This is a genomic window from Parabacteroides sp. AD58, from assembly GCF_023744375.2.
Classification (GTDB): domain Bacteria; phylum Bacteroidota; class Bacteroidia; order Bacteroidales; family Tannerellaceae; genus Parabacteroides; species Parabacteroides absconsus.
This window is the reverse complement of record NZ_CP146284.1, coordinates 147,927-170,135: the sequence shown is the minus strand read 5'-3', so window position 1 is coordinate 170,135 and position 22,209 is coordinate 147,927. Positions and strand designations below refer to the sequence as shown.

Here is a 22,209-nt window from a genome sequence, read left to right as displayed (position 1 = left end):
TATAACCCGTCTTTATATCTTCTTGTTTCTCCAGTTTCCTTTCAGCAAATAGAAATAAGACATCAGGACCATCAGATCATACACATGTTCGGTCGTCCAGCATACAGCCACATCCGCTTTCCGGATAACAACAATTCCAATAATATACAGGATATAGACAAATATACTCATCATTTCCAGACGGAGAGCTACACCGGTGTTTCCGGTTCCCGATACACTCATGAAATACACAAAGGCGGGAACAGCTATCAGATAAGAAGAAAGCATGACCCACAACGAAGGAACCGCACTGGTTACTAAATCCATATTGTCGGTATAAATCCGTAAAACGAAGGTCGGAAACAAGGCCATCAACAAAGCCAATGGCAGGACAAAGGAATAACTCAAACGGATCATCTGCCGGCATAATGGCAGTACCTTTTCAGTCTCTCCGGCACCGATCAGGTTACTGACCAGCGAACTGTTGGTAGAAGCAAAAGCATTGACAAACATAAACAGAAACGCCGATATGCTTCTCACTACATTTGTAATGGCCAAAGGCCTTTCTCCATGGTGCTCCATCGCTACGAAAAAGATAAACCACCCACAAAAGGCAATGCCGTTCTGTATCATGATCCAGACGGAAACCCGCATAATTTGCCGGAAAACCCCAAACTCAAAACGCCATTTGCCAAAGAGTTCGTACTTCTTGTAATCTACATACTTGAATGTATAAACAATGAAGAACAACATGGATACAGCTTCCGAAATAGAAGAGGCAATGGCAGCTCCTTTAATACCCAAAGCCGGTAATCCCAATTTTCCGAATATCAGGATATAATTCAGAATCACATTTGTCCCGACCATCACCAACGAGCTTGCCGTCAATACGCGGGTATGTGTTGTCCCGACATAAAAAGCACGGAACATAACAGACACAAAAGAAAAGAAGAAACCATAGACACGCCAGTCAATATAATCGACCGTAGCCTGATAGACGGCATCCGATTCGATTAATCCGCGTAGCAGTACGGGCGAATAAGCGTGGGAACAGAAAAACAGCAAGGTAGCAAAAGCCAACAGGAACAACGTCCCTTGCCTGAATACATCACCAATCCGATGATAATTACCTTCTCCGTTCCGACGGGCCATCAGGACTTGAGCACCCACGCTAAAACCAAAACCAAGCATATATATGACCAGATAATAAACACCAGCCAAAGCCGAAGCGCCCAATTCCACCTCGCCTACCCGTCCTAAATAAGCCGTATCAGTCAGACCGACCAGATGTTCCATCAACAGACTGATCAGGACTGGAAATGTAATCTTGAGTATTTGTTTGTTCGAATATTGCATAATCTCTCCCGATATCCTATAAATCAGACAACCGATTACAAAATATAATCTTACCTTTGCTTCCACAAAGATACAATAATCCTGCGTGGATTTCCGTTTACAGAAAAAATTACCCGTTATGAGACACATAAAGAAAATGATAGGCAGCCTGCTCTTCTTGGCCATATCCATCAGCAGTTGCAATAGTCAGCCGAGCCAGATTCAGACTCCGACCGATACACTTCCCATACATATCCAGCGTTTTGACAAAGCCTTGCTGCAATTCATCGAAACCCAGGATACAGCTCTGGAACAGGAGTTGTTAAAAGAATATCCGGCAATGCTCGAAATTACCGGGAAAGGCATACTGAACCTGCAGTCGCCTGCAGTACCCGGATTTTTCGATCAACTGGTTACCTACTATTCAGAACCGACACTCAAGAATTTATATGAAGATGCCGTTCATGAGTATCAGGACGTGAGTGATATTGAAAGCCAGTTGGGAAAAGGTTTCGCATTCCTGAAAGCCAATTTCCCGGATATGCAGGTTCCGGCTTGCTACATGCACGTATCCGGATTCAACCAGAATGTGCTGGCAGCAGACAGTCTGCTGTCTCTGTCTATCGACAAATACATGGGAGAAACGTATCCGCTGTATCAGGATTTCTTCTATGACTATCAGCGTATCAAGATGCAACGCCCGCTAGTTGCGGCTGATTATCTGGCAGGCTGGCTGATGAGCGAATATCCGTTTGAAGGAAATGAGAATGTACTGCTCGACCGGATGATTTATGAAGGGATAATCAAATACATCGTCCATCTGGCCTTACCCGAAATCACTCCGGCCCAGCTGATGGGATATAAAGAGAAAGATTATGCCTGGTGCACAGCCAACGAGTTGACGCTTTGGAACACGATTATCCAGCGTAAACATCTTTATACGCCGGACCAGTTAACTACCTCCAAATATCTGGATGACAAACCATGTACGTTCCTCTCGGACGAAACTCCGGGAAATATCGGTACCTGGATTGGCTGGCAAATCGTTTCCAGTTACATGAAGGAGAACAATGTTTCGCTGCAAACACTGATGCAACAACAAAATGCCCAGGAACTTTTATCACAAGCTAAATATAAGCCGTAAAATTCGCTAAAAAGTGTTTTACCAATAAACGCTGTCCGTTTTTCTCCGTCTTAATGAACAGAATGAAAAATAAAGCTTCCCTATTTCTTTTGATCCGGTACCAACAACAGAAATTGAAAGCCAATTTTCATTTGGGAATAAAGTATAAACTTTTAAATTAAGAACGATGATGAAAAATGTAAAAGTATGGCTGGCCGTTTTGGCATTAACAACCATTTGTAGTGGAAATATGTGGTCTCAGAACTGTCCGAAAGCTCCCGGTAAAGAAATGTCTCCTGAGCAACGGATAGAAATGCGCGTCGAACGTATGCAACGACAACTGATGCTGGATGACAAAACGGCGGCTCAGTTTGCACCGGTATATAAGGAATATCTGGAAGCTTTAGAGGCTTGTAAATTTCAGAGACCTGAAACCAGACCGGCAGAAATGAGTGACAAACAAATCGAAGAACAACTGACGGCTCAATTTGACAGACAACAGAAATTGTTGGATACACGAAAGGACTATTATAAGAAGTTCAAGAAGATGCTGACCATGCGACAAGTTCAAATGGTGCTCAAATCAGACAGACCTCATCCCATGATGCCGAAAAACAAGAAAATGAATGGCAAACCTCAAGGTCCTTGTTGCCCTCAGCAAAATGGATGTGTATTTAATTGACCGACATAAAAGATAACAATATCTGAACCTCTATAAAATGCAAAGCCGTCCTATTCTCACGAACGGGACGGACAGCAAACCTAACTTAATTCTAATACCATGAAAAACACTATATACTTAGAACAAGAGCCACAGAAAAAAAGTTTTCGAGAAATCAGATAAATTGGTAAAATTTTATATCTTTACATTTGTTAGTAATTTAAGTAATAACATATACCGCTAAAACACATGAAAAAGAACTTCCTTCTTGCCGGATTAATTGCCATTAGTGCCCCTATGCTGGCTTCAGACACACTGTTTGTTCATGCTCCTCAAATTCCATTGCTGATCAATCAGGCAGATAATGTTTTGTTTGAATTCCGTATGGACGCAGACAAAGGAGACGTATTGAATGAAATATCCATTGAATTTGATCAAGAAACCAACTTGGCCGATATCGAATCTGTCCGTCTTTTCTACAGTGGAACAGAAGGCGTTGCCCGAAAAGGAACTTATTATGCTCCATCGCACAGTTACAGACAGGATTTTCTGCGGGCGTCATTAGCAGAAAAAGGCGTTAAGTTCACTCCTGAAATATCTGATCAGCGGAGTTTACAGCAACTGAAAAGTACGAACCGAGATTACTCTATCCAGCAGGATGAAATAAACCGACCAGCATCATCCATCCAATTATCCAGCCAGCAGCCTTTATTAAAAGGGACAAACTACTTCTGGGTCAGTGTACAGGTCAAGAATTCTGCCTCTTTGGAATCCTTGATATCAGCACGCATCAGTCAGGCACAGATCAACCAGCAGCCGGCTGTTATTTCTGGAGACCAGCAGACTGGCAAACGTAGAAAAGGCGTAGCTGTCCGCCAGGCATGGGACGACGGTGTGGCAGCCTTCCGTATTCCGGGAATCGTTACTACGAACAAAGGGACGTTGATTGGCTGTTATGACGTCAGATACAACAGTTCCGTCGATCTGCAGGAAAAGATTGATATTGGCGTAAGCCGCAGCTTTGATAAAGGCCAGACATGGGAACCCATGCAAATTGCCATGAGCTTTGGTGAAACCGGCGGTCTGCCTCATGCCCAGAATGGTGTGGGCGATCCTTCGATATTAGTGGATGAGACCAACAATACCATCTGGATTGTAGCAGCCTGGTGTCATGGCATGGGAAATCAGCGGGCATGGTTCAACTCGCAACAAGGTATGACCATGGACGAAACTGCCCAGCTCGTACTCTGCAAAAGTGAAGACGACGGGAAAACATGGAGCGAACCGATCAACATTACCGAACAGGTAAAAGATCCTTCCTGGTATTTCTTATTACAAGGGCCAGGGCAAGGCATCACAATGAGCGACGGAACACTCGTATTCCCCATCCAATTCATCGATGCCAACAAAATACCGAATGCGGGAATCATGTATAGTAAAGATCATGGAAAAACATGGCATCTGCATAATGCAGCCCGAAGCAATACGACCGAATCACAGGTTGCAGAAATAGAACCCGGTGCATTGATGTTGAATATGCGCGACAACCGGGGCGGAAGCCGGGCTGTCTCCATTACTAAAGATTTAGGAAAGACCTGGACGGAACATCCATCCAACCGTTCGGCTCTGCAGGAACCGATCTGTATGGCCAGCCTCATCAAGATCCCGGCAGAGAAGAATTGCCTGAAGAAAGATATTCTGTTGTTCTCTAATCCGAACACTACGAAAAACAGAAATCACATTACCATCAAGGCAAGCCTGGACGGCGGACTGACATGGCCCGAAGAGTATCAGATCTTGCTTGATGAAGGAGAAGGCTGGGGTTATACCTGTCTGACGTTGGTGGATGAAGAAACCGTCGGTATTTTCTACGAGTCGAGTGTGGCACACATGACATTCCAAAAAGTCAAGCTGCGCGAACTGATCCGCCCATAAAATAACAAGCTCTTTGGTCTCCGGCAACTGTTCGGTGAATAGAAAGAGAGACCTAAAAATAAAACCAACGAGAATCGTTTTCATTTCTCGTTGGTTTTATTTTTAATCCTCGTTTATTTGGAATCAAAACCTGCTACTTCCGGGGATAACGGTGCATAATCTCCATCTGTACATACTGCTCGGAACTGGCTCCAATAAAGCCTAAACCGTTCTCAACATTCGAAGGAATAATGACAGGCTCCATCAGCATCTCCATATTTTCCAGATGATCTGACTGAAGGAAGGTCAAAGCCCGCAGGTAACGGTATTCCTCTTCAGTAATCTGCAACAGGCGGATTCGGGCATAGCCGCAAATATGCTGATCCCAATCGTACCAATAATCATCTGCGGGCCTGTAACCTGTATAAACATTCAAGGTATAATCCCGATCTTCAAAGTACGTATCTGTAAACACATGATAGATATTCGGAACATCCGTTTGAAAGGGATTGTAATTCTCATCTCCACTCGTCTGATGATGCCCCTGACTCAATACGAATTCTTCCTGATCATAGATAGTCTGTATTTCACTCGGTATCCATCCTTCGGGTGGACGTTCGGCATAATATATACCATTCTGGATAATGAGACGATAATAATTCCGCTCTCCAGGTAAATCCCGTATCCGGATCTTATATTGAATGGCATCAAACTCAGAATTGCCTGTCCATAATTTGGTAACCAATGTATCCACTTGCTCAATCATAGCCGGAACAGGTGGCATGACGACTTCAGCTGAAGCCTGATACTTCCCCTGTTCGGCAGAAACCTCCAAACGAACGACATCTTCAGGCGACAGGACGGTTTTCAGCAGGCAGCTTAACCGTTGCGCTTCTTCGTCCCACTGATGTTGATATCTACCTTCAACCGTTTCCCGACATACACCATTGACATACAATTTCAGTGTCGCCTGCCGGATCGGTTTTATCACTGATTTTCCACTCAGACTTAGAAAGACCCTATTTTCCGTGGCGCCTGCTTCCAATAAAGCATTCATCGTCAGCTGCGGTTCCTGTTCATCCACGTAAAAATCCAATTCATGCTCACAGCCCGATAAGAGGATGCAACATAATCCTATCCAAAATATCAACCGTTCTATTTTCATCTCTCAAAACTTAAAAGTATAGGTAATTGAAGGAATGCAAGGAAGTAAAGTTACTTTCTTCAGGTGATTCTTCACTTCCGTCCAATAATACGGTTTACCACTCGGCAACGTAATCGAATGTTCCAGGACCTCCTTATCCATAAATACCAGATTCGGAGTCATGGCATTATAGGCATTGTAAACAGAAACATTCCAGGTATGCATTCCACGACGTGCTTTCTTGTGGTAATTGACACCTACATTCAGACGATGACTGCTTGGCAGCCGGAAATTGTTCCGCGCCGGGACATAATTCGTTCCTGCCGTTTCGTTGTTATCCGGATAAAGTACATCCATCCGTTGTTCAGCAACGGTGACAGTTCCGCCGGTATTAAACACCCACGACAGTCCGACATCCCACTTCTGATTAAACGTATGGTTGACGCATAGGTTCAGGTTATGTCTCCGATCGTATTTATATGGGAACCGATTCCCGTTATTGATATTCCCATTCTCAAAGATCCGGTCACTTTTTGCCAGCGTATAAGCAATCCATCCGGTTGTCTTTCCTGACGTCTTCTGAGCCAGAAACTCCACTCCCATCGAACGGCCATTTCCCATTTCCACCTTATCTTCCCAGCCAGATGAAGAAGCCAGGAAGGAAGCTCCATCCTGATATTCCAACACATGAAACATATTCTTATAATAGGCCTCCATGGAAAACTCCCAGCCTTTTATTCCTGTATAATATCCACCCAACGCGTATTGATCGGAACGCATCGGACGAATGTTCTTCGTTACCGGTACCCACAGATCCGTCGGTAAAGCAATGGTGGAAGAAGACAACAGATGAACATATTGCGCCATCTGGGTAAACGAAGCTTTGATAGCGACCTCGTCGGTCAGCCCATAGCGGGCCGACAAACGGGGCTGGGCAGAAAAGTAATTCTTCCCCTGTGTATTAAATAATGAAAAGTATATGCCTGCATTTACCCGGAAACGACCCAAGGAAATATCGTCCTCGGCATACAAAGACCATTCATGCCCCAAAATATCTCCATTCGATATGGCAGTATACGTCGTATCCCGCTGAACAGTTTCCTCTTCTTCTTCCTTCACCCGCGAAACCATCACTTCCGGTTGGAAGACATGATACAGATAAGAAGTACCAAATTTCAGATGATGAGCCGGATGCGGTGTATAATCAAAATCGGCCTGAACACTATAATCGTGAATACCGGAATGATAGTCCGAATCATATACATAACCTGTTGGCGGAATTAATTTAGTGCATACTTAATTCTGCCAATGGGCTTGTCGTTAATGAAGTTTACGTATTGCAGAATGGTAAGTGCACTAATTTTGCCAATGATTCTGGCAAACAAACCATTCGTTATTTTCGCGTAGTTCCTGATGACCAAGAACTGGTCTGTAAGTTGTGAGAATATTGTCTCAATCCTCTTTCTTGCCTTTGCAAACGGAATGAATGTCGGTTTCCAATCCTTTTGGTTGAGCCGATACGGACACTCCAGTCTTATGTGTGCGGTTTCGAACAAGTCAAGCTGTACGTCAGCTCCAATATACCCTTTGTCACCATAGATGCTACAGTCGTGATAAGTATGTTTTACATCCTTCATATAATGGAGGTCAGCCACACTTGCCTTTGACAGATCATAGGAATGGATAACTCCACTTAACCCACAGAGAGCGTGTAACTTATAACCAAAATAATACGTGTTCTGCGAAGCACAGAAGCCGAAGTCGGGAGCTTGCGAGAAATTGCCGGCACGCCCCATCTTGCAACGTTTTCCTCTTGCAACCCTACAGACCTCTATCGGCTTGGAGTCAACAAAGAATTGTTCCTCTCCGCCATCCATTTCCATGGCAATCCGCTTGCGCAGTTCCTCACACAGGCCTGACGTTTTCTTCCTGCGGTCATTGAACTGTCTCCTTGATATGAGATTGGGAATGCTGTCCTTGTATTCTTGCAATTTATAGTCGAACAACCACTTCTCACTATCAATGCTCTCGGTCTCTGCCGTCAGGGATAGCGCCACCACTTCCAAATCCGAAAACTTGGGAACAGGACCACGACGTGGAACATTACCCGAATCATTGACGAGATTTTCAGAGAATTGCTTGCATATCTCAAGTATTTTGACGAATTTTGCATAAAGGTTGTACATACGATGGTTTGAACTTAATGTTTTAATCACCACTAAGTTACTAAAAATCAGCGACATGTACAACTTTTTACTCATATTTATCAACTTAAATTAATTCCGCCAACGGGTATACATAAAGTGTTTCTCCTTTATGCACCTTGTCCAAGTTCTGATAGCCAGTCGACATTTTCATATCATAATGATTGTATGCCATCGTTGCCTGGAAGAAAAGCTGATGGTTGAACACATAATTCCAACGGGCAGCTGCAATGGTATTTCCCCAGTTCAGATCCATACCGTCATTATAATAATAACTGGCATAATCATATTCATAAGCTGTATTTCGGGTATAGTCACAATGATCTTTTCCCTTATAGAAACTCAAGAAAAAACGGCTGCGGTCTGAAAACTTATGATTCACCTTTGCATTGATATCGTAGAAGTAATAACCGTATTTCTTGTCTTTATCCAGGAACGGACGTGCCAACCAGTCCAGATAAGTCCGCCGGACCGATACGTTAAATGCCGTACGATCTTTCCAGACAGGTCCTTCCAGATGAATCTTACTGGTCAGTAATCCCAAGCTGGCTGTACCATGATACTGTTTCATGTCGCCATCGTTTGTCCGGATATCTACCACGGAAGACAGGCGACTCCCGAAACGGGCCGGAAAAGCTCCTTTATACAAGGTAACCCGTTTCATGGCCTCCGGTGTGAAAATAGAAAAGACCCCCAGCAGATGGTCAGCATTATAGACCGGAATTCCATCCAGAAGAATCAGATTCTGATCTGGTCCTCCACCTCGGACATACAAACCGCTGAATCCTTCCGTAGCGGCCTGTACACCAGGCAACAGCTGAATGGTCTTCAACAGATCCGCTTCTCCCAACAAAGCCGGCGTATTTCGTATCTGGGTCAGCGGCACATCGTGCGAACTCATACCGGTAGCATAAATACCGGCCTCTTTCCGGTCGGAAAGAACCAATAGTTCTTCCAACCGGTTATTGGCCGTCAACTGCACAGGAATCATCGTATCTTTCTGCAGACAAAACCGGATGGTCTGCACATCATATCCTAAATACGAGAAATTCAACTCCACTTCCCCTTCCGGAACAGTCAACGTATAGAATCCAAATGAATTGGTATAAGTGCCCGTATGACGAATCCCTTCCAAGATATTCGCACCAATTAATGTCTCGGCAGAAGACCGGTCGGTTACATACCCGCAAATGGTATATCGCTTTTCCTTCGGCAACGGACGGCGAAACAACAGAATATGATTTTTCTCCAACCGGAAACCGATCGGTTCCCGCTCAAAAGCCTCTTCCAATATTTCCCCAACCGTCTGTTGTTTCACCGAAAGCGTAATGGGTTGGCGTAACGAAACATCTTCTCCATAAATAAAAGAATACCCTGATTCTTTCTCCACCAGTCGGACAAACTGCTCCAAAGAAGCATTTTCTACCGACACATCTAAACGCAATGCCTCCTGCTGGGCTTTCAGAACTCCTGCAAAGCATATCCAACAGAGCATGATCCACATACTCACCCGTTTCATCTTCTATTCTTGCTTTGCTTGAATGATAATCTGATTACCTGTACGCTCATAAGAGAAAGAGACGGTTTCTTTCAGCAAAGAAAGCATCTCATCCAAGGTTTCTTGAGAAGAAAAACGGGCACGAATCCGATAATCGGCCAATGAATCATCCTGAATGATGATTGGAGTATCAAATGCATGTGAGAGTTTCCGGGCGATTTCCCGCAAAGGTTCGTTATCAAATACAAAATCTCCCTGCCGCCAGGCAATTTCAGGATTGGTCTTTTTTGTCCGGATTGTAGATAAACGCCGGACAGAACGGGAATAAACAGCCGCCTCATTAGGCGACAAACGGGCAACACCACCAGGTGAAGTCACCGCCACAGCACCTTCCAGCAACGTGGTTTTTATTTCCGGATCATCCGGATACGCTTCCAGATTGAAATGAGTTCCCAACACTTTCACTTCCACTTCATCTGCTTGGACAATAAATGGATGACGAACATCTTTATGGACTTCAAAATAGGCTTCACCCGACAACGAGACATTCCGGTTCTTTCCCTTAAAACGTACCGGACAAGTCAGCGTAGAATAGCGATTCAACGTCACTTCCGTACTGTCGGGCAACAGAATTGTTCTCACTTCCGCATAAGCAGCATACGTTTGTTCTTTCGGCGGAATCACATATTCATAAATGCCCCATACTGCTAAACACAAAAGAATAACCGCTGCCCATGAAGCCACCCGGTGATACCAAAGTATTCTTCTTGAACCGCCTTGCAGACGTTTCTGCAGCAAAGGCCAGCTTTTTTCGGCCGTAAATTGTCCATGAGGAGAACGAGTAGAAGTAGCAAGTCTGCTCAATAACTGATTCTTGTCCTGTTGATCCATATCCATCATACACGCTTTATCTTTTATGTATAAAGAGCATACTTCAGAAAATTCTCACTACTCCTATTCGATAAAAAGATGTTAAATGTTAGCTATCCGTCCAGGTTTTGGCAGAATCAGAATCCAATCAATTGGATTCGGGTGCGCTCTCTTCAGGCATCTTGCGAACTAATACCTTATCGATACGGGCACCGTCCATATCAACTATTTCGAACTCAAAGTTCATCCAACGTAATTTTTCTCCTGTCTTGGGCAGACGTTCCAATATTTCCAGAATCAAACCGCTCAACGTATTGTAATCATGCTCGGCATACAGATCTTCCATATCGAAATAAGCTAAGAAATCATAGAAAGAATACTGGCCATCCACCAGCCAGGTTCCGTCGCTCCGCTCAACAATTTCCTGCTCATCATCCATTTCCGGAACTTGCCCAACCAAACCTTCCATGATATCCTTCAAGGTTACAATACCCTGAATACCTCCAAACTCATCCGTTACAATCGCATACTTTACCCGCGCCCGCTTAAACTGCTCCAGCGTTGTATAGACACTTTGGTTCTCGGGAACATACTGAGCCGGACGAACAATGCCTTTCAATGTAAAATCGGGAGAGTCGATATGCAAAAACAAATCCTTCAGATAAACAATACCTAAGAAATCATCAAACTTGCCGGATGCCACCGGATAAATATCAAACAGGTTGGATTCTACTTTTTCCTTAATCTTTTCTGTTGAATCCATCACATCCAGCCAGACCATTTCTCCGCGGTGTGTCATAATAGAATCAACACGTCTGTCGCCCAACGTAAAGACCCGCTCTACGATGTCATGCTCAACTTCCTGCACTTCACCGTCATCATAACCTTCTTTGACAATAGCCTTGATTTCTTCTTCTGTTACTTTCGAATCCTCAGCCGTATCAATGCCCAACATTTTCACGACCAAGGCTGTACTTTTAGACAACAACCACACGAAGGGAGAAGCAATGAGCGATAGCAAATGCATCGGACGGGCAATCAACATGGAAACCCGTTCCGCACAACCCATACCAATTCGCTTGGGAACCAATTCTCCGAAGATAAGCGTCAGATAAGTCACCACTACGACAATTAAAGACTTAGATATTAGCAAAGCATACGGAGCTATATAGGGTACGGCCGAGAAATAAACAGCTAAATCACCGGCCAGAGCTTCACCTGAATACAAACCAGTAAGAATACCTATTAATGTAATGCCAATTTGAATCGTAGAAAGAAAACGATCCGGCTCTTCTGACAGATTTAAAGCGGTACGCGCGCCCCGGTTTCCCTTCTTAGCTTCTGTTTCCAACTTTGTTTTTCGGGCCGAGACCAACGCAATTTCAGACATGGACAAAACGCCATTCAATAAAATAAGAACAAGTATTATAAATATTTCCATTGATTAAAAAAAAGTAATTTCTTCAACTGTAACAACCACCAATACCATTTGGGCAAATTTCCTTCCTATAAGAGCCACTGATTCTTGCACACATTGAATGATAGTTATTTCACGGTGCGAATATACAGAAATAATATTTTAATCCACATAATTCTGACAGATAATAATGTGAAAAAGATAATTTATATAAAAATTTAATTGGCTTTATAATTGCACTATTCAAAATAAAGGCCTACATTTGCACGTCGAATATCAAAAAAGTATAGCGAAGAATGATTGATAAGATAAAATCTCTGCTTCAAGAAGTAGAAAATATAAAGGCAGCAAATGCTGAAGAGCTCGAGGCTTTACGCATCAAATATCTCAGCAAAAAGGGAGAAATCTCGATGCTGATGAACGACTTCAGAAATGTTCCGGCGGAACAGAAGCGCGAGGTGGGCAAATTCCTCAACGAGCTAAAAGAGACTGCCCAAAATAAAATCAACGAATTAAAAGAAAGCTTCGAAAATACGCAGACGATCAATAATGACATTGATCTAACACGTTCGGCTTATCCCTTAGAATTAGGAACACGTCATCCGCTTTCTTTAGTCAAGAAAGAAATTTGTGATATCTTTGGTCGTCTTGGGTTCAGCATTGCTGAAGGACCGGAAATTGAAGACGACTGGCATGTATTCTCTTCCTTAAATTTCGCAGAAGATCATCCGGCACGCGATATGCAGGATACTTTCTTCATCCAGCACAGCCCAGATGTTCTGCTCCGTACACACACTTCTTCTGTACAATCACGGGTTATGGAAAAGCAGGAACCGCCTATCCGGATTATCTGTCCGGGGCGCGTTTACCGAAATGAAGCTATTTCATATCGTGCTCACTGTTTCTTCCATCAGGTAGAAGGTTTGTATGTAGACAAGAATGTTTCGTTTGCCGATCTGAAACAGGCTTTGTTGTTCTTTGCCAAAGAAATGTTCGGTCCGGAAACTAAGATCCGTCTGCGTCCGTCATACTTCCCGTTCACAGAACCTTCTGCAGAAATGGATATTTCATGCGACTTGTGTGGCGGTAAAGGATGTGCATTCTGCAAACATACCGGATGGGTTGAAATCTTAGGATGTGGAATGGTCGATCCGAATGTATTGGAGAACTGCGGCATAGACAGTAAAGTATATACAGGCTATGCGCTTGGAATGGGTATTGAAAGAATTACAAACCTAAAATATAGAGTAAAAGATTTGCGTATGTTCTCAGAGAACGATATTCGTTTCCTGAGAGAATTTGAATCAGCCAATTAAAATTGTAACCTAAAATCAAGAGAGATGTACCAACATCCCCGGACTCTAACCAAGTCCGGGGAAAAACACATTCTTGAGAATAGGGTACAATTTATAAAGGCTTTCGTTGAGTTGGAAAAGCAAAGATGCTTTTCCATTTTTTTTGCCCGAAAGTTTCACTCCGGCAACGAGTATCAGAAAAAAAATGTATATTCGCATATTTGATTTTGACAATTATGCGTAAAGAAGAACGATACAAAGGTGTTTTAGGCTGGTTTCAGGCTAATGTTCCCGTCGCTGAAACCGAACTTCATTATTCTAATCCGTATGAATTGCTCGTTGCTGTCATTTTATCTGCTCAATGTACTGACAAAAGGGTAAATATGATTACACCGGCTTTATTTGAAGCCTTTCCTACTCCAGAAGTGATGGCTGTGTCATCTCCGGAAGTGGTTTATGAATATATCAAAAGTGTTTCTTACCCGAACAACAAGGCCAAACATCTGGTGGGCATGGCTAAAATGCTTGTCGAAGAATTCAAAGGTGTAGTGCCTTCTGACATCAAAGAGTTACAGAAGCTGCCGGGTGTCGGGAGAAAAACGGCCAATGTCATTGCTTCTGTCGTGTACGATAAACCAGCCATGGCCGTTGATACCCATGTTTTCCGGGTCTCCAACCGAATTGGCCTGACGGTAAATAGCAAGACTCCGCTTGAAACCGAAAAGGAACTGACCAAACATATCCCCAAAAGCCTGATACCAATTGCCCATCACTGGCTGATTCTACACGGAAGATATGTCTGTACGGCACGAAATCCGAAATGCGAATCGTGTGGTCTTAAACCCTGGTGTAATTATTTTATTCATCAGAAATGAAATTCAGGTTGCGGGATATCGTCATCTTTTTCCTGATTCTCTCGCTGGCAGGAAGTTTCGTTTACCATCTTTTCAAACACATCCATGAAGAAGATGAACGGACGGAAATCAATATGTATGCGTTATTCCCCGCACCACCCAAAGCATTGGTTCGTGTCCAGCAAACTCATTACTGGAACCGTTCATCAAACGACTGGCAAACGATTCAGCAGCTCTCCGGAAAACAGATTCCGCCTCTTTACCGGCAATTATTTACCATCCATCCGGTAAATAACCTCTGGTTCTGCCTGTATCCGGAAGGGGTAATTTGTCTTTTACCGACCACTTCCGAAGAAGCGAGACAACTACAACAGAAGATGAAACAGCTGCTCAATACATTCCCACCACAGAAAGTTTCACAAGACGGTACGGATGTTTATTATTATGCAGATGCAGAAAATGAATTTGCCGGAGCTTTCTATGCGAACGGATTGTGGGTTTCGAGCTATAACAAAGTTCTGCTCGACCAGACTTTACAACGGATTAACCTGCAAAATCATCCGGCGCAGGAAACAGCTATACCACTGGCTCATGCCACAACCAGTCTGCTGATACCGGCTTCTGAATTGCCGGTCTGTGTTTACGCAGAAGATTCTGTCTGCTGGCAATATACAGACACTTGGATCAGTACAGATATCTACCGTACTTCACAGAAGATGACCTTCATCTTCAACCTGCCGATCTCTTCCTCTCAGCATGATTCGCTCCCGGCAGTCATTACCGATTCCTTACAACAAAGCATTTCCCGCTATCTGCAACTGAGGCCAGACAGTATTCGTTCGACCTATAAAGCAGAAGACGGGAATTTATACATCGCCTTAGATTATCCAACAGGCAAGCCTTAAAATTCGACTTGCAGATTATCGTATGCCAGATGAACATGCGGAGGCAGCATCTTTTCAACCTGCGCATGCAGCCCTATTTTATGCGACTCATGAATCAGATAGGCTTCTTTCGGCTGGATGCGTTCGATATAGGCCAGCGCCTCTTCCAGGCCGGCATGCGTCGGATGCTTACTGTCCAAACGCAGGGCATTGATTACCAACAGATCCAATCCTTCCAACTTGCTGAATTCGGATTCAGGAATCACTTTGAGATCTGTCAGATAAGCCATACGTCCGATCCGATAGCCTACAATCGGCAAGCGGCCATGCATCAGACGGATAGGTATGATTTCTATTCCTGCCGCGGTAAAGGGTTCGAGCGTAATCGCATGCATCTCAATATTCGGGACTCCCGGATATTTATGCTCGGCAAAGACATACGGTATACGTGTCTTTATGGCATAAGCCACATTCTCTTCGGCATAGACATTGACTTCTCCATAGCGGCAGAACGGACGCAAGTCATCCAGTCCGCCCACATGGTCATAATGTTCGTGCGTAATCAAGACAGCATCCAGCCGGTAAATCCGGTTTGTAATGACCTGCCAGCGGAAATCGGGTCCACAATCAATCAGAATCCGCTTTCCCTCCGTTTCAATGACAGCCGAAGAACGCAAGCGCCAGTCCCGCTTATCCTGACTGGTACAGACTTCGCACTGGCATCCTATCTCCGGAACTCCCGTAGAAGTTCCGGTTCCCAGAAAGATTATTTTCATTATGCTACGTATTTAACTTCAGGCATCAGTTCGATTCCAAAACGATCCTTTACGGCTGACCGAATGCTTTCAGCCATCAGGGCGATTTCATCACCGGTTGCATTTCCTAAATTCACGAGAACCAAAGCCTGTTTCTCGTAAACTCCAACTTCGCCATGCTTCTTTCCTTTGAAGCCACACTGTTCTATCAGCCACCCGGCCGGTACTTTTATCTTGCCATCAGGCGCCGGATAAGAAGGAATGTCCGGATATTGCTGACGGAGTTTCTCAAAATGCGCTGTGTCGATCACGGGATTCATGAAGAAACTTCCTGCATTACCCAACACTTCCGGATCCGGTAATTTCGCTTGCCGGATGGCTATAACTGCATCCCGCACGGCCTGCAAGGTTATCTCCTTACCTTTCAGGACATCCTGCAACGCTCCATACTCCAATTTGAAATCTGGCTGTTTACGCAACTTCAGTGTTACGTAAGTCACAAAATGCGGGTCCTGATGCGGATCTTTAAAACGGCTGGTCCGGTACCCATATCCACATTCGTCCGCTTTAAAGACATGCTTTTCGAATGTCAGCTGGTTCCATGCCTCTACCGTTTCGATCGCATCCTTGATTTCCATACCGTATGCTCCGATATTCTGAACGGCCGCCGCTCCCGTTTCGCCGGGTATCAACGAAAGATTCTCGATTCCTCCCCAGCCTTTTGATACGGCATAAGCAACAACCTCGTCCCAAATCTCAGCAGCTCCGACCCGAAGCCAGACAAAAGACTCGTCTTCACGTACCACTTCCATGCCGCGGATAGCCGAATGCAGGATAATTCCATTATAATCGTTGATGAACAACAAGTTGCTACCTTTACCAATATGCAATGAAAGACATTCCTGAAAATACTCGTCATGCAGAACCTTCTGCAGATCATCTTCATTTTCATATTCCAAGAACCAGCGGGTTTTTGCAGGCAGATGGAACGTATTATACTTCTCCAGCGAGAAATTCTGTTCGATTCTCATAGATATTTATTTGTTTTCGGGCAAAGATACTTTAAATGTAGCAAGAATCAAAAACGAAACGCACGAGAACCGCTTCAAAAAGCCGGCGTATTTTGATGAAAAGCTGGCGTATTCTGATGAAAAGCCGGCGCCTTTTTGCAAAAAGATCGGGTCTTTTTTATTTACCGGAAATATCGTCACCCAAAAAGTAAAAAAGCCTGGCTGAAAACCAGGCTTCCTATTTCTTTTATTTACCGACAAACAACCAAGCATCTTTGTAGCGTTTGTCTTTCCGGAGATTTTCCATAAACGATTCAGCCGCTTTCCGCTCGGTGAAACGATCGGCGTAGACTCTGTACTTCTTGCTGTTCAACACCACATCTGAATGGCGGCAAAGCTTCCGGTCGACATCTTTCAAATAGGTATCGGCCTGACTGGCTGTCGGGAAACTGGCTATCACCACATAATAATATTTCTGAGAAACAGATTTGTTTTCTTTTACTTCAGCTTTTGGGGTTTCCTTTACTTTTGGAAGCTCGGCAACTGCTTTCTTTTCTGCCCTCTTCTCTTCTGTCACTACCACCTTCGGTTGTTCAGCTTTCTTCTCTACAACAGCTTCTGTCTGTACCGGAACAGTAGCCGCAGGGGCTTCCTGCGCTTTCCATGTGGAAGACGGGATTATTTCTGTTGGAACGAAACTGGCTGAATAAGCCGCCCGGTTCACATCTTTTACCGGTGTAGAGATCGACAGCAATAAAACAATAACAGCCACCGAAGCCACAACAGCATGTAAGAAGCGGCGGCTGACAGGAATATAATATACTTCCTTGTCTTTCGGCTTAACTTCCGAAGCTGAAGAAGCCGGGAAGCGGATACTCAGTGGTTCGAAAACAAAAGAAGCGAGTCCGAACATCGGCTGGTTCAGCCATTCGGCATCTGCAGCCTCAAATATAAGTTGCTTCTCTTCACCTAAGGAAATCGTACCTAACTCGCCCAGCGAACAAACTCCTTTTTCCTGCAATTCCTGACGAAGAACAGACACATCTTCTGCTACCAGCTGGCGGGCTTGTTTATAATCGACCTGCTCACTCCGCATATACGATTCGACCAGCAAACCGTCATTATGCTGCAAGGTCTCATTAAATACAATTTCCTTATGAGACGGCTCAAACAAATAGGTATCAGCCTGATACCGTACCGGTATTGTCTGTACGACAAAGCCGCCCCATTCCGGAACAATCACGCAATCATGCTCCTGCAAAAGCTTGTCAATATGTTCAACGATTCTAAGCATATCACAAAGATATATATCTTTCGGGATAAAATCAACGCAGTGTTCTTTTTTTAGCTAATTTTGTTGGTCAAAACAAAAATGAAATATGCTTTTTATTGACACGCATTATTTGCTGCATAAAACGACGCCCTTCCTGTTCGGCTGGTTGGGTGACCGTTTGTTGGGCGACCCGCAAGGATGGCCGCATCCTATCGTCTGGTTCGGTAAAGCCATTGCCTGTGGCGAGAAACATCTCAACCAAGGTAAAGACCGGATTCTGAAAGGCGGTCTGATGGCCGTCTCACTGATCCTCGGTATTTACTGTCTGACTTATGGCATTCTCTATTTTGCGGATGTAATTCACCCGGTAATCTCCGGAATTTTAACCGCAGTCGGTGTTTTCTTCTGCCTGGCCGGAAAAACATTAATCACTGAGGTAAAAGCCGTTTTCGAAGCGGTAGACAGAAGCGTTGAAGAAGGCAGAATGCAGGTTGGCCGTATCGTCGGACGGGATACCGCTCACCTTTCTCCGCAGGAAATTCGGGCAGCGGCCCTCGAAACATTGGCTGAGAACCTGAGTGATGGCGTGATTGCTCCGATGTTCTGGTTCCTGATACTGGGATTACCTGGAATGATGGCCTACAAAATGGTGAACACATTGGATTCGATGATCGGATACAAAAATGACAGATACCTGGAATTCGGAAGAATAGCTGCCCGGATAGACGACATAGCCAATTATATTCCGGCCCGACTGACAGCATTTCTCATGTTGCTGGTCGCCGGTCAGTTGAACCAGCGTGATTTTGTATTTAAATATGGTCGTGCACACGCCAGTCCAAACTCCGGTTATCCCGAAGCGGCTTTAGCTGCTATTCTGGACTGTCAGTTCGGTGGTACGCACGACTACTTCGGACAGCCGGTTGTAAAGCCTTATATCGGCACCAACGCCCGCAGCTTTACGACCGATGATATGCGCCAGGCCGTCCGGATAAACAGCCAGGCCGAACTGGTCATGGGTATTTGTGTAAGCTTAATTTCTGCAATCGTATAAAAGGATAAGAAAGTTATGGAAGAAATCAGATTAAATAAATTAATGAGTGATTCCGGCCTATGTTCTCGCCGCGAAGCCGACAAGTTTATTGAGATGGGGCGCGTAACTGTCAATGGCAAGCAGCCTCAGATCGGACAAAAAGTAACGGAAAACGACGAAGTCCTGGTTGACGGCGAACCGATCCGAGTAGGGAAATATACCAGCTCCGGAACGATTCGGGCAGCCACCCGCAAAATAGAAAACTTAGTAATGGGACCGAAAGAGAACCGTCCAAAAGGCAGCCGTTCCGGGAAACCGGTGAACCGTACTTCCGGACCAACAAGCGCAGCAAGTGGAAATGAAGGCAATGGCGGCCGACGCGAACATTATGCGAAATACAACAAATACGCCGCTGCCCGTCACGCCGCCAAAGAGCGGGAAACACAGGGAGGCAAGCCGCAGGTCGATAAAGACAAGGCCCTGCGCGAGGCGTTACAGCCCAAGTTCGGAAAGTCGCTGAGCCGCTCGGCCGTGGCCCAACGGATGGCAGCCTCACCCAAATCAGCCAGCTTGCGAAAGACAAGTCGCAACAATCCGGTCAATAAAGCCAAACGAATCGCCAAAAGAAAAGGAGAAGCCTGATGGAAAAACGAATCATCCTGATCACCGGCGGACAAAGATCCGGAAAAAGTGATTATGCCCAGCAACGTGCCCTGAGCCTGACTCCCCATCCGGTTTATCTGGCAACATCCCGCATCTGGGATGAAGAATTCCGCCAGCGTGTGTTGCGCCACCAGGCAAACAGAGGACCGGAATGGACCAATGTGGAAGAAGAAAAATACCTGAGCCGCCATGCTTTGGAAGGCAGAGTCATCGTGATCGACTGCGTGACTTTATGGTGTACCAATTTCTTCTTCGACAACAACAGCCAGGTCAGCCAGTCGCTGGATGAAATCAAAAAGGAATTCGACGCCTTTACTAATCAGAATGCCTGTTTCCTGTTTGTCACCAACGAATTAGGAATGGGTGGCGTCTCTGTGGATGAAACGCAGCGTAAGTTTACCGACCTGCAAGGCTGGGTAAACCAATACATTGCATCCCAGGCAGATGAAGTTGTATTAATGGTCAGCGGTATTCCCGTTGCAATAAAAAAATAACCTATCATGATAACATTTCAAATTAAACGGCCAGACGAGGCTATCCGACAAGCCTTGGTTGACAGAATCAACAGCCTGGCAAAACCCAAAGGTTCGCTGGGCCGATTAGAATCATTGGCTCTCCAGATCGGAATGATCCAACAAACACTGCATCCGGTACTTTCTCATCCGGTAAACGTAATTTTTGCGGCCGACCACGGCATCGCCGACGAAGGTGTCAGTCAGTCGCCCAAGGAAGTAACCCGGCAAGTCATTTATAACTTCCTGAATGGAGGTTCCGGTGTCTGCTTTTTGGCGCGCCAGCATGGATTCGAGATGAAGATTGTAGATGGTGGTGTCGATTACGACTTCCCTGAAAACCCGCGCATCATTAACCGGAAAATACGGAAAGGAACCCGTAACTTCCTGCATGAAGCTGCCATGACGCAGGAGGAAGTGGAAAAGGCACTCGAAGTAGGAGCCGAAATCGTCACCCTTTGCCACGATGAAGGCTGCAACGTCATCAGTTTCGGCGAGATGGGAATCGGAAACACCTCTGTCTCCAGCATGTGGATGAGTTGCCTGACAGGTATTCCCCTGATAGAATGTGTAGGCGCCGGCAGCGGACTGAACACGGAGGGTGTCCGTCATAAATATAACGTACTGAAAGCGGCCCAGGATAATTATAAAGGCGACGGCAGTACACTCGACATCTTGCGCTACTTTGGTGGCATTGAAATGTTGATGGCTGTCGGCGGAATGCTCCGCGCTGCCGAACTGAAAATGATTATTTTAGTAGACGGCTTCATCATGACCAACTGCGTCCTGGCAGCATCTCGTTTATATCCGGAAATGCTTTCCTACTGCATATTCGGTCATTGCGGTGATGAAAGCGGACATAAAAAGCTATTAGACTACCTGCATGCAGAACCGCTGTTGAACCTCGGACTCCGGTTGGGCGAAGGCTCTGGTTCGGTTTGTGCTTATCCGATTGTCGATTCGGCCGTGCGCATGATCAACGAGATGCACACCTTCGAGGAAGAAGCAATCACGAAATATTTCTGATCATGCTTCACCTATTAGCCGCATTCATATTCTTCACCCGGCTTCCCTTCTGGCGTCTGGCCGAAGTGCCGGGTGAATATTTCAAGCACGTCGTCAGCTGGTGGCCGCTGGTCGGCTGGTTTACGGCAGGTGTAAGTGTTCTGGTACTGTATGCCTCATCCCTTATTCTGCCGGACGCAGTAGCCGTCCTGTTGGCAATCCTGACCCGCCTCCTGATAACCGGCTGTCTGCATGAAGACGGACTGGCCGATTTCTTCGACGGATTTGGCGGAGGAACCAGTCGGGAAAGGATTCTGGCCATCATGAAAGACTCGCATATCGGCAGCTATGGGGTAATCGGGCTGATCGGATACTTTGCCTTGTATTATACGCTGTTGAGCAGTTTGCCTCTGACCGTAGCCGGAGCGGCCATGCTTGCCGGCGATCCGTTCAGCAAAGGCGTTTCGGCCATGATCATCAACCGCCTGCCTTATGCCCGAAAAGAAGAGGAAGCGAAAAACAAGACGGTCTACAGCCGTATGACAGCTACAGAATACCTGATTTGTCTGATTCCGGCCTGTCTGTCACTCTACTGGCTTTCCGGCATTGTTTACGCAGGCGCCGCTCTCTTCCCTATCGTAGTCTGGTATCTGCTCACATCCCTCATGAAACATAAAATTCAAGGCTATACAGGCGACTGCTGTGGAGCTCTTTTCCTGCTCTGCGAACTGAGTTTCATGCTAGGCATCGTGATCATCCATACCTTGTCATAAACGTAAA

At 45.2% G+C, this 22,209-nt stretch carries 21 protein-coding genes; 11 read left to right on the top strand and 10 right to left on the bottom strand.

Annotated elements, in window-relative coordinates; translation table 11 throughout:
* Positions 1 to 12 precede the first annotated feature (12 nt).
* Entirely contained in the window at positions 13 to 1,335 is a 1,323-nt protein-coding gene (locus tag NEE14_RS00660) for an MATE family efflux transporter (RefSeq protein WP_251968345.1), read from the bottom strand.
* Positions 1,336 to 1,453: 118 nt separating this feature from the next.
* Here NEE14_RS00660 and NEE14_RS00655 point away from each other — a divergent pair, with 118 nt between their 5' ends.
* The 3 genes from NEE14_RS00655 to NEE14_RS00645 all read left to right on the top strand — a co-directional run bounded on the left by NEE14_RS00655 (position 1,454) and on the right by NEE14_RS00645 (position 5,033).
* A complete protein-coding gene (locus NEE14_RS00655) occupies positions 1,454 to 2,458 on the top strand; it encodes a gliding motility protein GldB (RefSeq protein WP_251968346.1) in 1,005 nt (334 codons plus the stop codon).
* Between the two features lie 166 nt (positions 2,459 to 2,624).
* Positions 2,625 to 3,119: a hypothetical protein gene (locus NEE14_RS00650; protein WP_251968347.1), complete on the top strand. Its 495-nt coding sequence runs from the start codon at positions 2,625 to 2,627 to the stop codon at positions 3,117 to 3,119.
* 228 nt (positions 3,120 to 3,347) lie between these two features.
* A complete protein-coding gene (locus tag NEE14_RS00645) occupies positions 3,348 to 5,033 on the top strand; it encodes a sialidase family protein (protein WP_251968348.1) in 1,686 nt (561 codons plus the stop codon).
* Between the two features lie 133 nt (positions 5,034 to 5,166).
* On the opposite strand, the gene NEE14_RS00640 is transcribed toward NEE14_RS00645, so the two are convergent.
* From NEE14_RS00640 to NEE14_RS00615, 6 genes are all read right to left on the bottom strand, one after another.
* Positions 5,167 to 6,177: a DUF4249 domain-containing protein gene (locus tag NEE14_RS00640; RefSeq protein WP_251968349.1), complete on the bottom strand. Its 1,011-nt coding sequence runs from the start codon at positions 6,175 to 6,177 to the stop codon at positions 5,167 to 5,169.
* Positions 6,178 to 6,180: 3 nt separating this feature from the next.
* Complete coding sequence (locus tag NEE14_RS00635) at positions 6,181 to 7,392, bottom strand: TonB-dependent receptor plug domain-containing protein (protein WP_251968352.1); 1,212 nt, start codon at positions 7,390 to 7,392, stop codon at positions 6,181 to 6,183.
* A 44-nt stretch (positions 7,393 to 7,436) separates the two neighbouring features.
* The gene (locus tag NEE14_RS00630) at positions 7,437 to 8,417 is read right to left on the bottom strand and encodes an IS982-like element IS1187 family transposase (protein ID WP_032536584.1); all 981 of its coding nucleotides are present in this window, start codon (positions 8,415 to 8,417) and stop codon (positions 7,437 to 7,439) included.
* A gap of 10 nt (positions 8,418 to 8,427) precedes the next feature.
* Positions 8,428 to 9,879, bottom strand: a complete 1,452-nt coding sequence (locus tag NEE14_RS00625) for a TonB-dependent receptor (protein WP_422394663.1) — start codon at positions 9,877 to 9,879, stop codon at positions 8,428 to 8,430.
* A gap of 3 nt (positions 9,880 to 9,882) precedes the next feature.
* On the bottom strand, positions 9,883 to 10,758 hold the full coding sequence (locus NEE14_RS00620; protein ID WP_251968719.1) for a FecR family protein: 876 nt from the start codon (positions 10,756 to 10,758) through the stop codon (positions 9,883 to 9,885).
* A gap of 118 nt (positions 10,759 to 10,876) precedes the next feature.
* The gene (locus tag NEE14_RS00615) at positions 10,877 to 12,169 is read right to left on the bottom strand and encodes a hemolysin family protein (RefSeq protein WP_251968718.1); all 1,293 of its coding nucleotides are present in this window, start codon (positions 12,167 to 12,169) and stop codon (positions 10,877 to 10,879) included.
* A gap of 272 nt (positions 12,170 to 12,441) precedes the next feature.
* On the opposite strand from NEE14_RS00615, the gene pheS reads away from it, so the two are divergent.
* The 3 genes from pheS to NEE14_RS00600 all read left to right on the top strand — a co-directional run bounded on the left by pheS (position 12,442) and on the right by NEE14_RS00600 (position 15,199).
* The gene (gene pheS, locus NEE14_RS00610) at positions 12,442 to 13,461 is read left to right on the top strand and encodes a phenylalanine--tRNA ligase subunit alpha (protein ID WP_251968717.1); all 1,020 of its coding nucleotides are present in this window, start codon (positions 12,442 to 12,444) and stop codon (positions 13,459 to 13,461) included.
* Positions 13,462 to 13,676: 215 nt separating this feature from the next.
* Positions 13,677 to 14,315 (top strand): endonuclease III, encoded by a 639-nt coding sequence (nth, locus tag NEE14_RS00605; RefSeq protein WP_251968716.1) that lies wholly within the window; start codon positions 13,677 to 13,679, stop codon positions 14,313 to 14,315.
* Positions 14,312 to 15,199 (top strand): hypothetical protein, encoded by an 888-nt coding sequence (locus tag NEE14_RS00600; RefSeq protein WP_251968715.1) that lies wholly within the window; start codon positions 14,312 to 14,314, stop codon positions 15,197 to 15,199. Before nth ends, NEE14_RS00600 begins: the two co-directional genes overlap by 4 nt.
* On the opposite strand, the gene NEE14_RS00595 is transcribed toward NEE14_RS00600, so the two are convergent.
* The 3 genes from NEE14_RS00595 to NEE14_RS00585 form a co-directional block, all read right to left on the bottom strand.
* On the bottom strand, positions 15,196 to 15,954 hold the full coding sequence (locus NEE14_RS00595; protein ID WP_251968714.1) for an MBL fold metallo-hydrolase: 759 nt from the start codon (positions 15,952 to 15,954) through the stop codon (positions 15,196 to 15,198). The genes NEE14_RS00600 and NEE14_RS00595 overlap by 4 nt on opposite strands.
* The gene (gene murB / locus NEE14_RS00590) at positions 15,954 to 16,964 is read right to left on the bottom strand and encodes a UDP-N-acetylmuramate dehydrogenase (protein ID WP_251968713.1); all 1,011 of its coding nucleotides are present in this window, start codon (positions 16,962 to 16,964) and stop codon (positions 15,954 to 15,956) included. The genes NEE14_RS00595 and murB overlap by 1 nt, the downstream gene beginning before the upstream one ends.
* Positions 16,965 to 17,190: 226 nt before the next feature.
* Positions 17,191 to 18,237: an SPOR domain-containing protein gene (locus NEE14_RS00585; protein WP_251968712.1), complete on the bottom strand. Its 1,047-nt coding sequence runs from the start codon at positions 18,235 to 18,237 to the stop codon at positions 17,191 to 17,193.
* A gap of 85 nt (positions 18,238 to 18,322) precedes the next feature.
* Between NEE14_RS00585 and cbiB the strand changes: the two genes are divergently transcribed.
* The 5 genes from cbiB to NEE14_RS00560 are packed head-to-tail and all read left to right on the top strand — an operon-like array spanning position 18,323 to position 22,202.
* On the top strand, positions 18,323 to 19,270 hold the full coding sequence (cbiB, locus tag NEE14_RS00580; RefSeq protein ID WP_251968711.1) for an adenosylcobinamide-phosphate synthase CbiB: 948 nt from the start codon (positions 18,323 to 18,325) through the stop codon (positions 19,268 to 19,270).
* Between the two features lie 15 nt (positions 19,271 to 19,285).
* Positions 19,286 to 19,891 (top strand): S4 domain-containing protein, encoded by a 606-nt coding sequence (locus NEE14_RS00575; protein ID WP_251968710.1) that lies wholly within the window; start codon positions 19,286 to 19,288, stop codon positions 19,889 to 19,891.
* Positions 19,891 to 20,406, top strand: a complete 516-nt coding sequence (locus NEE14_RS00570) for a bifunctional adenosylcobinamide kinase/adenosylcobinamide-phosphate guanylyltransferase (RefSeq protein ID WP_251968709.1) — start codon at positions 19,891 to 19,893, stop codon at positions 20,404 to 20,406. Before NEE14_RS00575 ends, NEE14_RS00570 begins: the two co-directional genes overlap by 1 nt.
* Before the next feature lie 6 nt (positions 20,407 to 20,412).
* On the top strand, positions 20,413 to 21,450 hold the full coding sequence (gene cobT, locus NEE14_RS00565) for a nicotinate-nucleotide--dimethylbenzimidazole phosphoribosyltransferase (protein ID WP_251968708.1): 1,038 nt from the start codon (positions 20,413 to 20,415) through the stop codon (positions 21,448 to 21,450).
* 2 nt (positions 21,451 to 21,452) lie between these two features.
* Entirely contained in the window at positions 21,453 to 22,202 is a 750-nt protein-coding gene (locus NEE14_RS00560; protein WP_251968707.1) for an adenosylcobinamide-GDP ribazoletransferase, read from the top strand.
* Positions 22,203 to 22,209 lie beyond the last annotated feature (7 nt).

Bases quoted from the DNA above. Each gene is read 5' to 3' on its own strand.
- NEE14_RS00600 (WP_251968715.1), top strand. From the start codon at position 14,312: ATGAAATTCAGGTTGCGGGATATCGTCATCTTTTTCCTGATTCTCTCG.
- NEE14_RS00570 (WP_251968709.1), top strand. From the start codon at position 19,891: ATGGAAAAACGAATCATCCTGATCACCGGCGGACAAAGATCCGGAAAA.
- NEE14_RS00620 (WP_251968719.1), bottom strand. From the start codon at position 10,758: ATGATGGATATGGATCAACAGGACAAGAATCAGTTATTGAGCAGACTT.
- NEE14_RS00560 (WP_251968707.1), top strand. From the start codon at position 21,453: ATGCTTCACCTATTAGCCGCATTCATATTCTTCACCCGGCTTCCCTTC.
- NEE14_RS00625 (WP_422394663.1), bottom strand. From the start codon at position 9,879: ATGAAACGGGTGAGTATGTGGATCATGCTCTGTTGGATATGCTTTGCA.
- NEE14_RS00575 (WP_251968710.1), top strand. From the start codon at position 19,286: ATGGAAGAAATCAGATTAAATAAATTAATGAGTGATTCCGGCCTATGT.
- NEE14_RS00595 (WP_251968714.1), bottom strand. From the start codon at position 15,954: ATGAAAATAATCTTTCTGGGAACCGGAACTTCTACGGGAGTTCCGGAG.
- NEE14_RS00585 (WP_251968712.1), bottom strand. From the start codon at position 18,237: ATGCTTAGAATCGTTGAACATATTGACAAGCTTTTGCAGGAGCATGAT.
- NEE14_RS00660 (WP_251968345.1), bottom strand. From the start codon at position 1,335: ATGCAATATTCGAACAAACAAATACTCAAGATTACATTTCCAGTCCTG.
- pheS (WP_251968717.1), top strand. From the start codon at position 12,442: ATGATTGATAAGATAAAATCTCTGCTTCAAGAAGTAGAAAATATAAAG.
- nth (WP_251968716.1), top strand. From the start codon at position 13,677: ATGCGTAAAGAAGAACGATACAAAGGTGTTTTAGGCTGGTTTCAGGCT.
- cbiB (WP_251968711.1), top strand. From the start codon at position 18,323: ATGCTTTTTATTGACACGCATTATTTGCTGCATAAAACGACGCCCTTC.
- NEE14_RS00640 (WP_251968349.1), bottom strand. From the start codon at position 6,177: ATGAAAATAGAACGGTTGATATTTTGGATAGGATTATGTTGCATCCTC.
- cobT (WP_251968708.1), top strand. From the start codon at position 20,413: ATGATAACATTTCAAATTAAACGGCCAGACGAGGCTATCCGACAAGCC.
- NEE14_RS00615 (WP_251968718.1), bottom strand. From the start codon at position 12,169: ATGGAAATATTTATAATACTTGTTCTTATTTTATTGAATGGCGTTTTG.
- NEE14_RS00655 (WP_251968346.1), top strand. From the start codon at position 1,454: ATGAGACACATAAAGAAAATGATAGGCAGCCTGCTCTTCTTGGCCATA.
- murB (WP_251968713.1), bottom strand. From the start codon at position 16,964: ATGAGAATCGAACAGAATTTCTCGCTGGAGAAGTATAATACGTTCCAT.
- NEE14_RS00650 (WP_251968347.1), top strand. From the start codon at position 2,625: ATGATGAAAAATGTAAAAGTATGGCTGGCCGTTTTGGCATTAACAACC.
- NEE14_RS00630 (WP_032536584.1), bottom strand. From the start codon at position 8,417: ATGAGTAAAAAGTTGTACATGTCGCTGATTTTTAGTAACTTAGTGGTG.
- NEE14_RS00645 (WP_251968348.1), top strand. From the start codon at position 3,348: ATGAAAAAGAACTTCCTTCTTGCCGGATTAATTGCCATTAGTGCCCCT.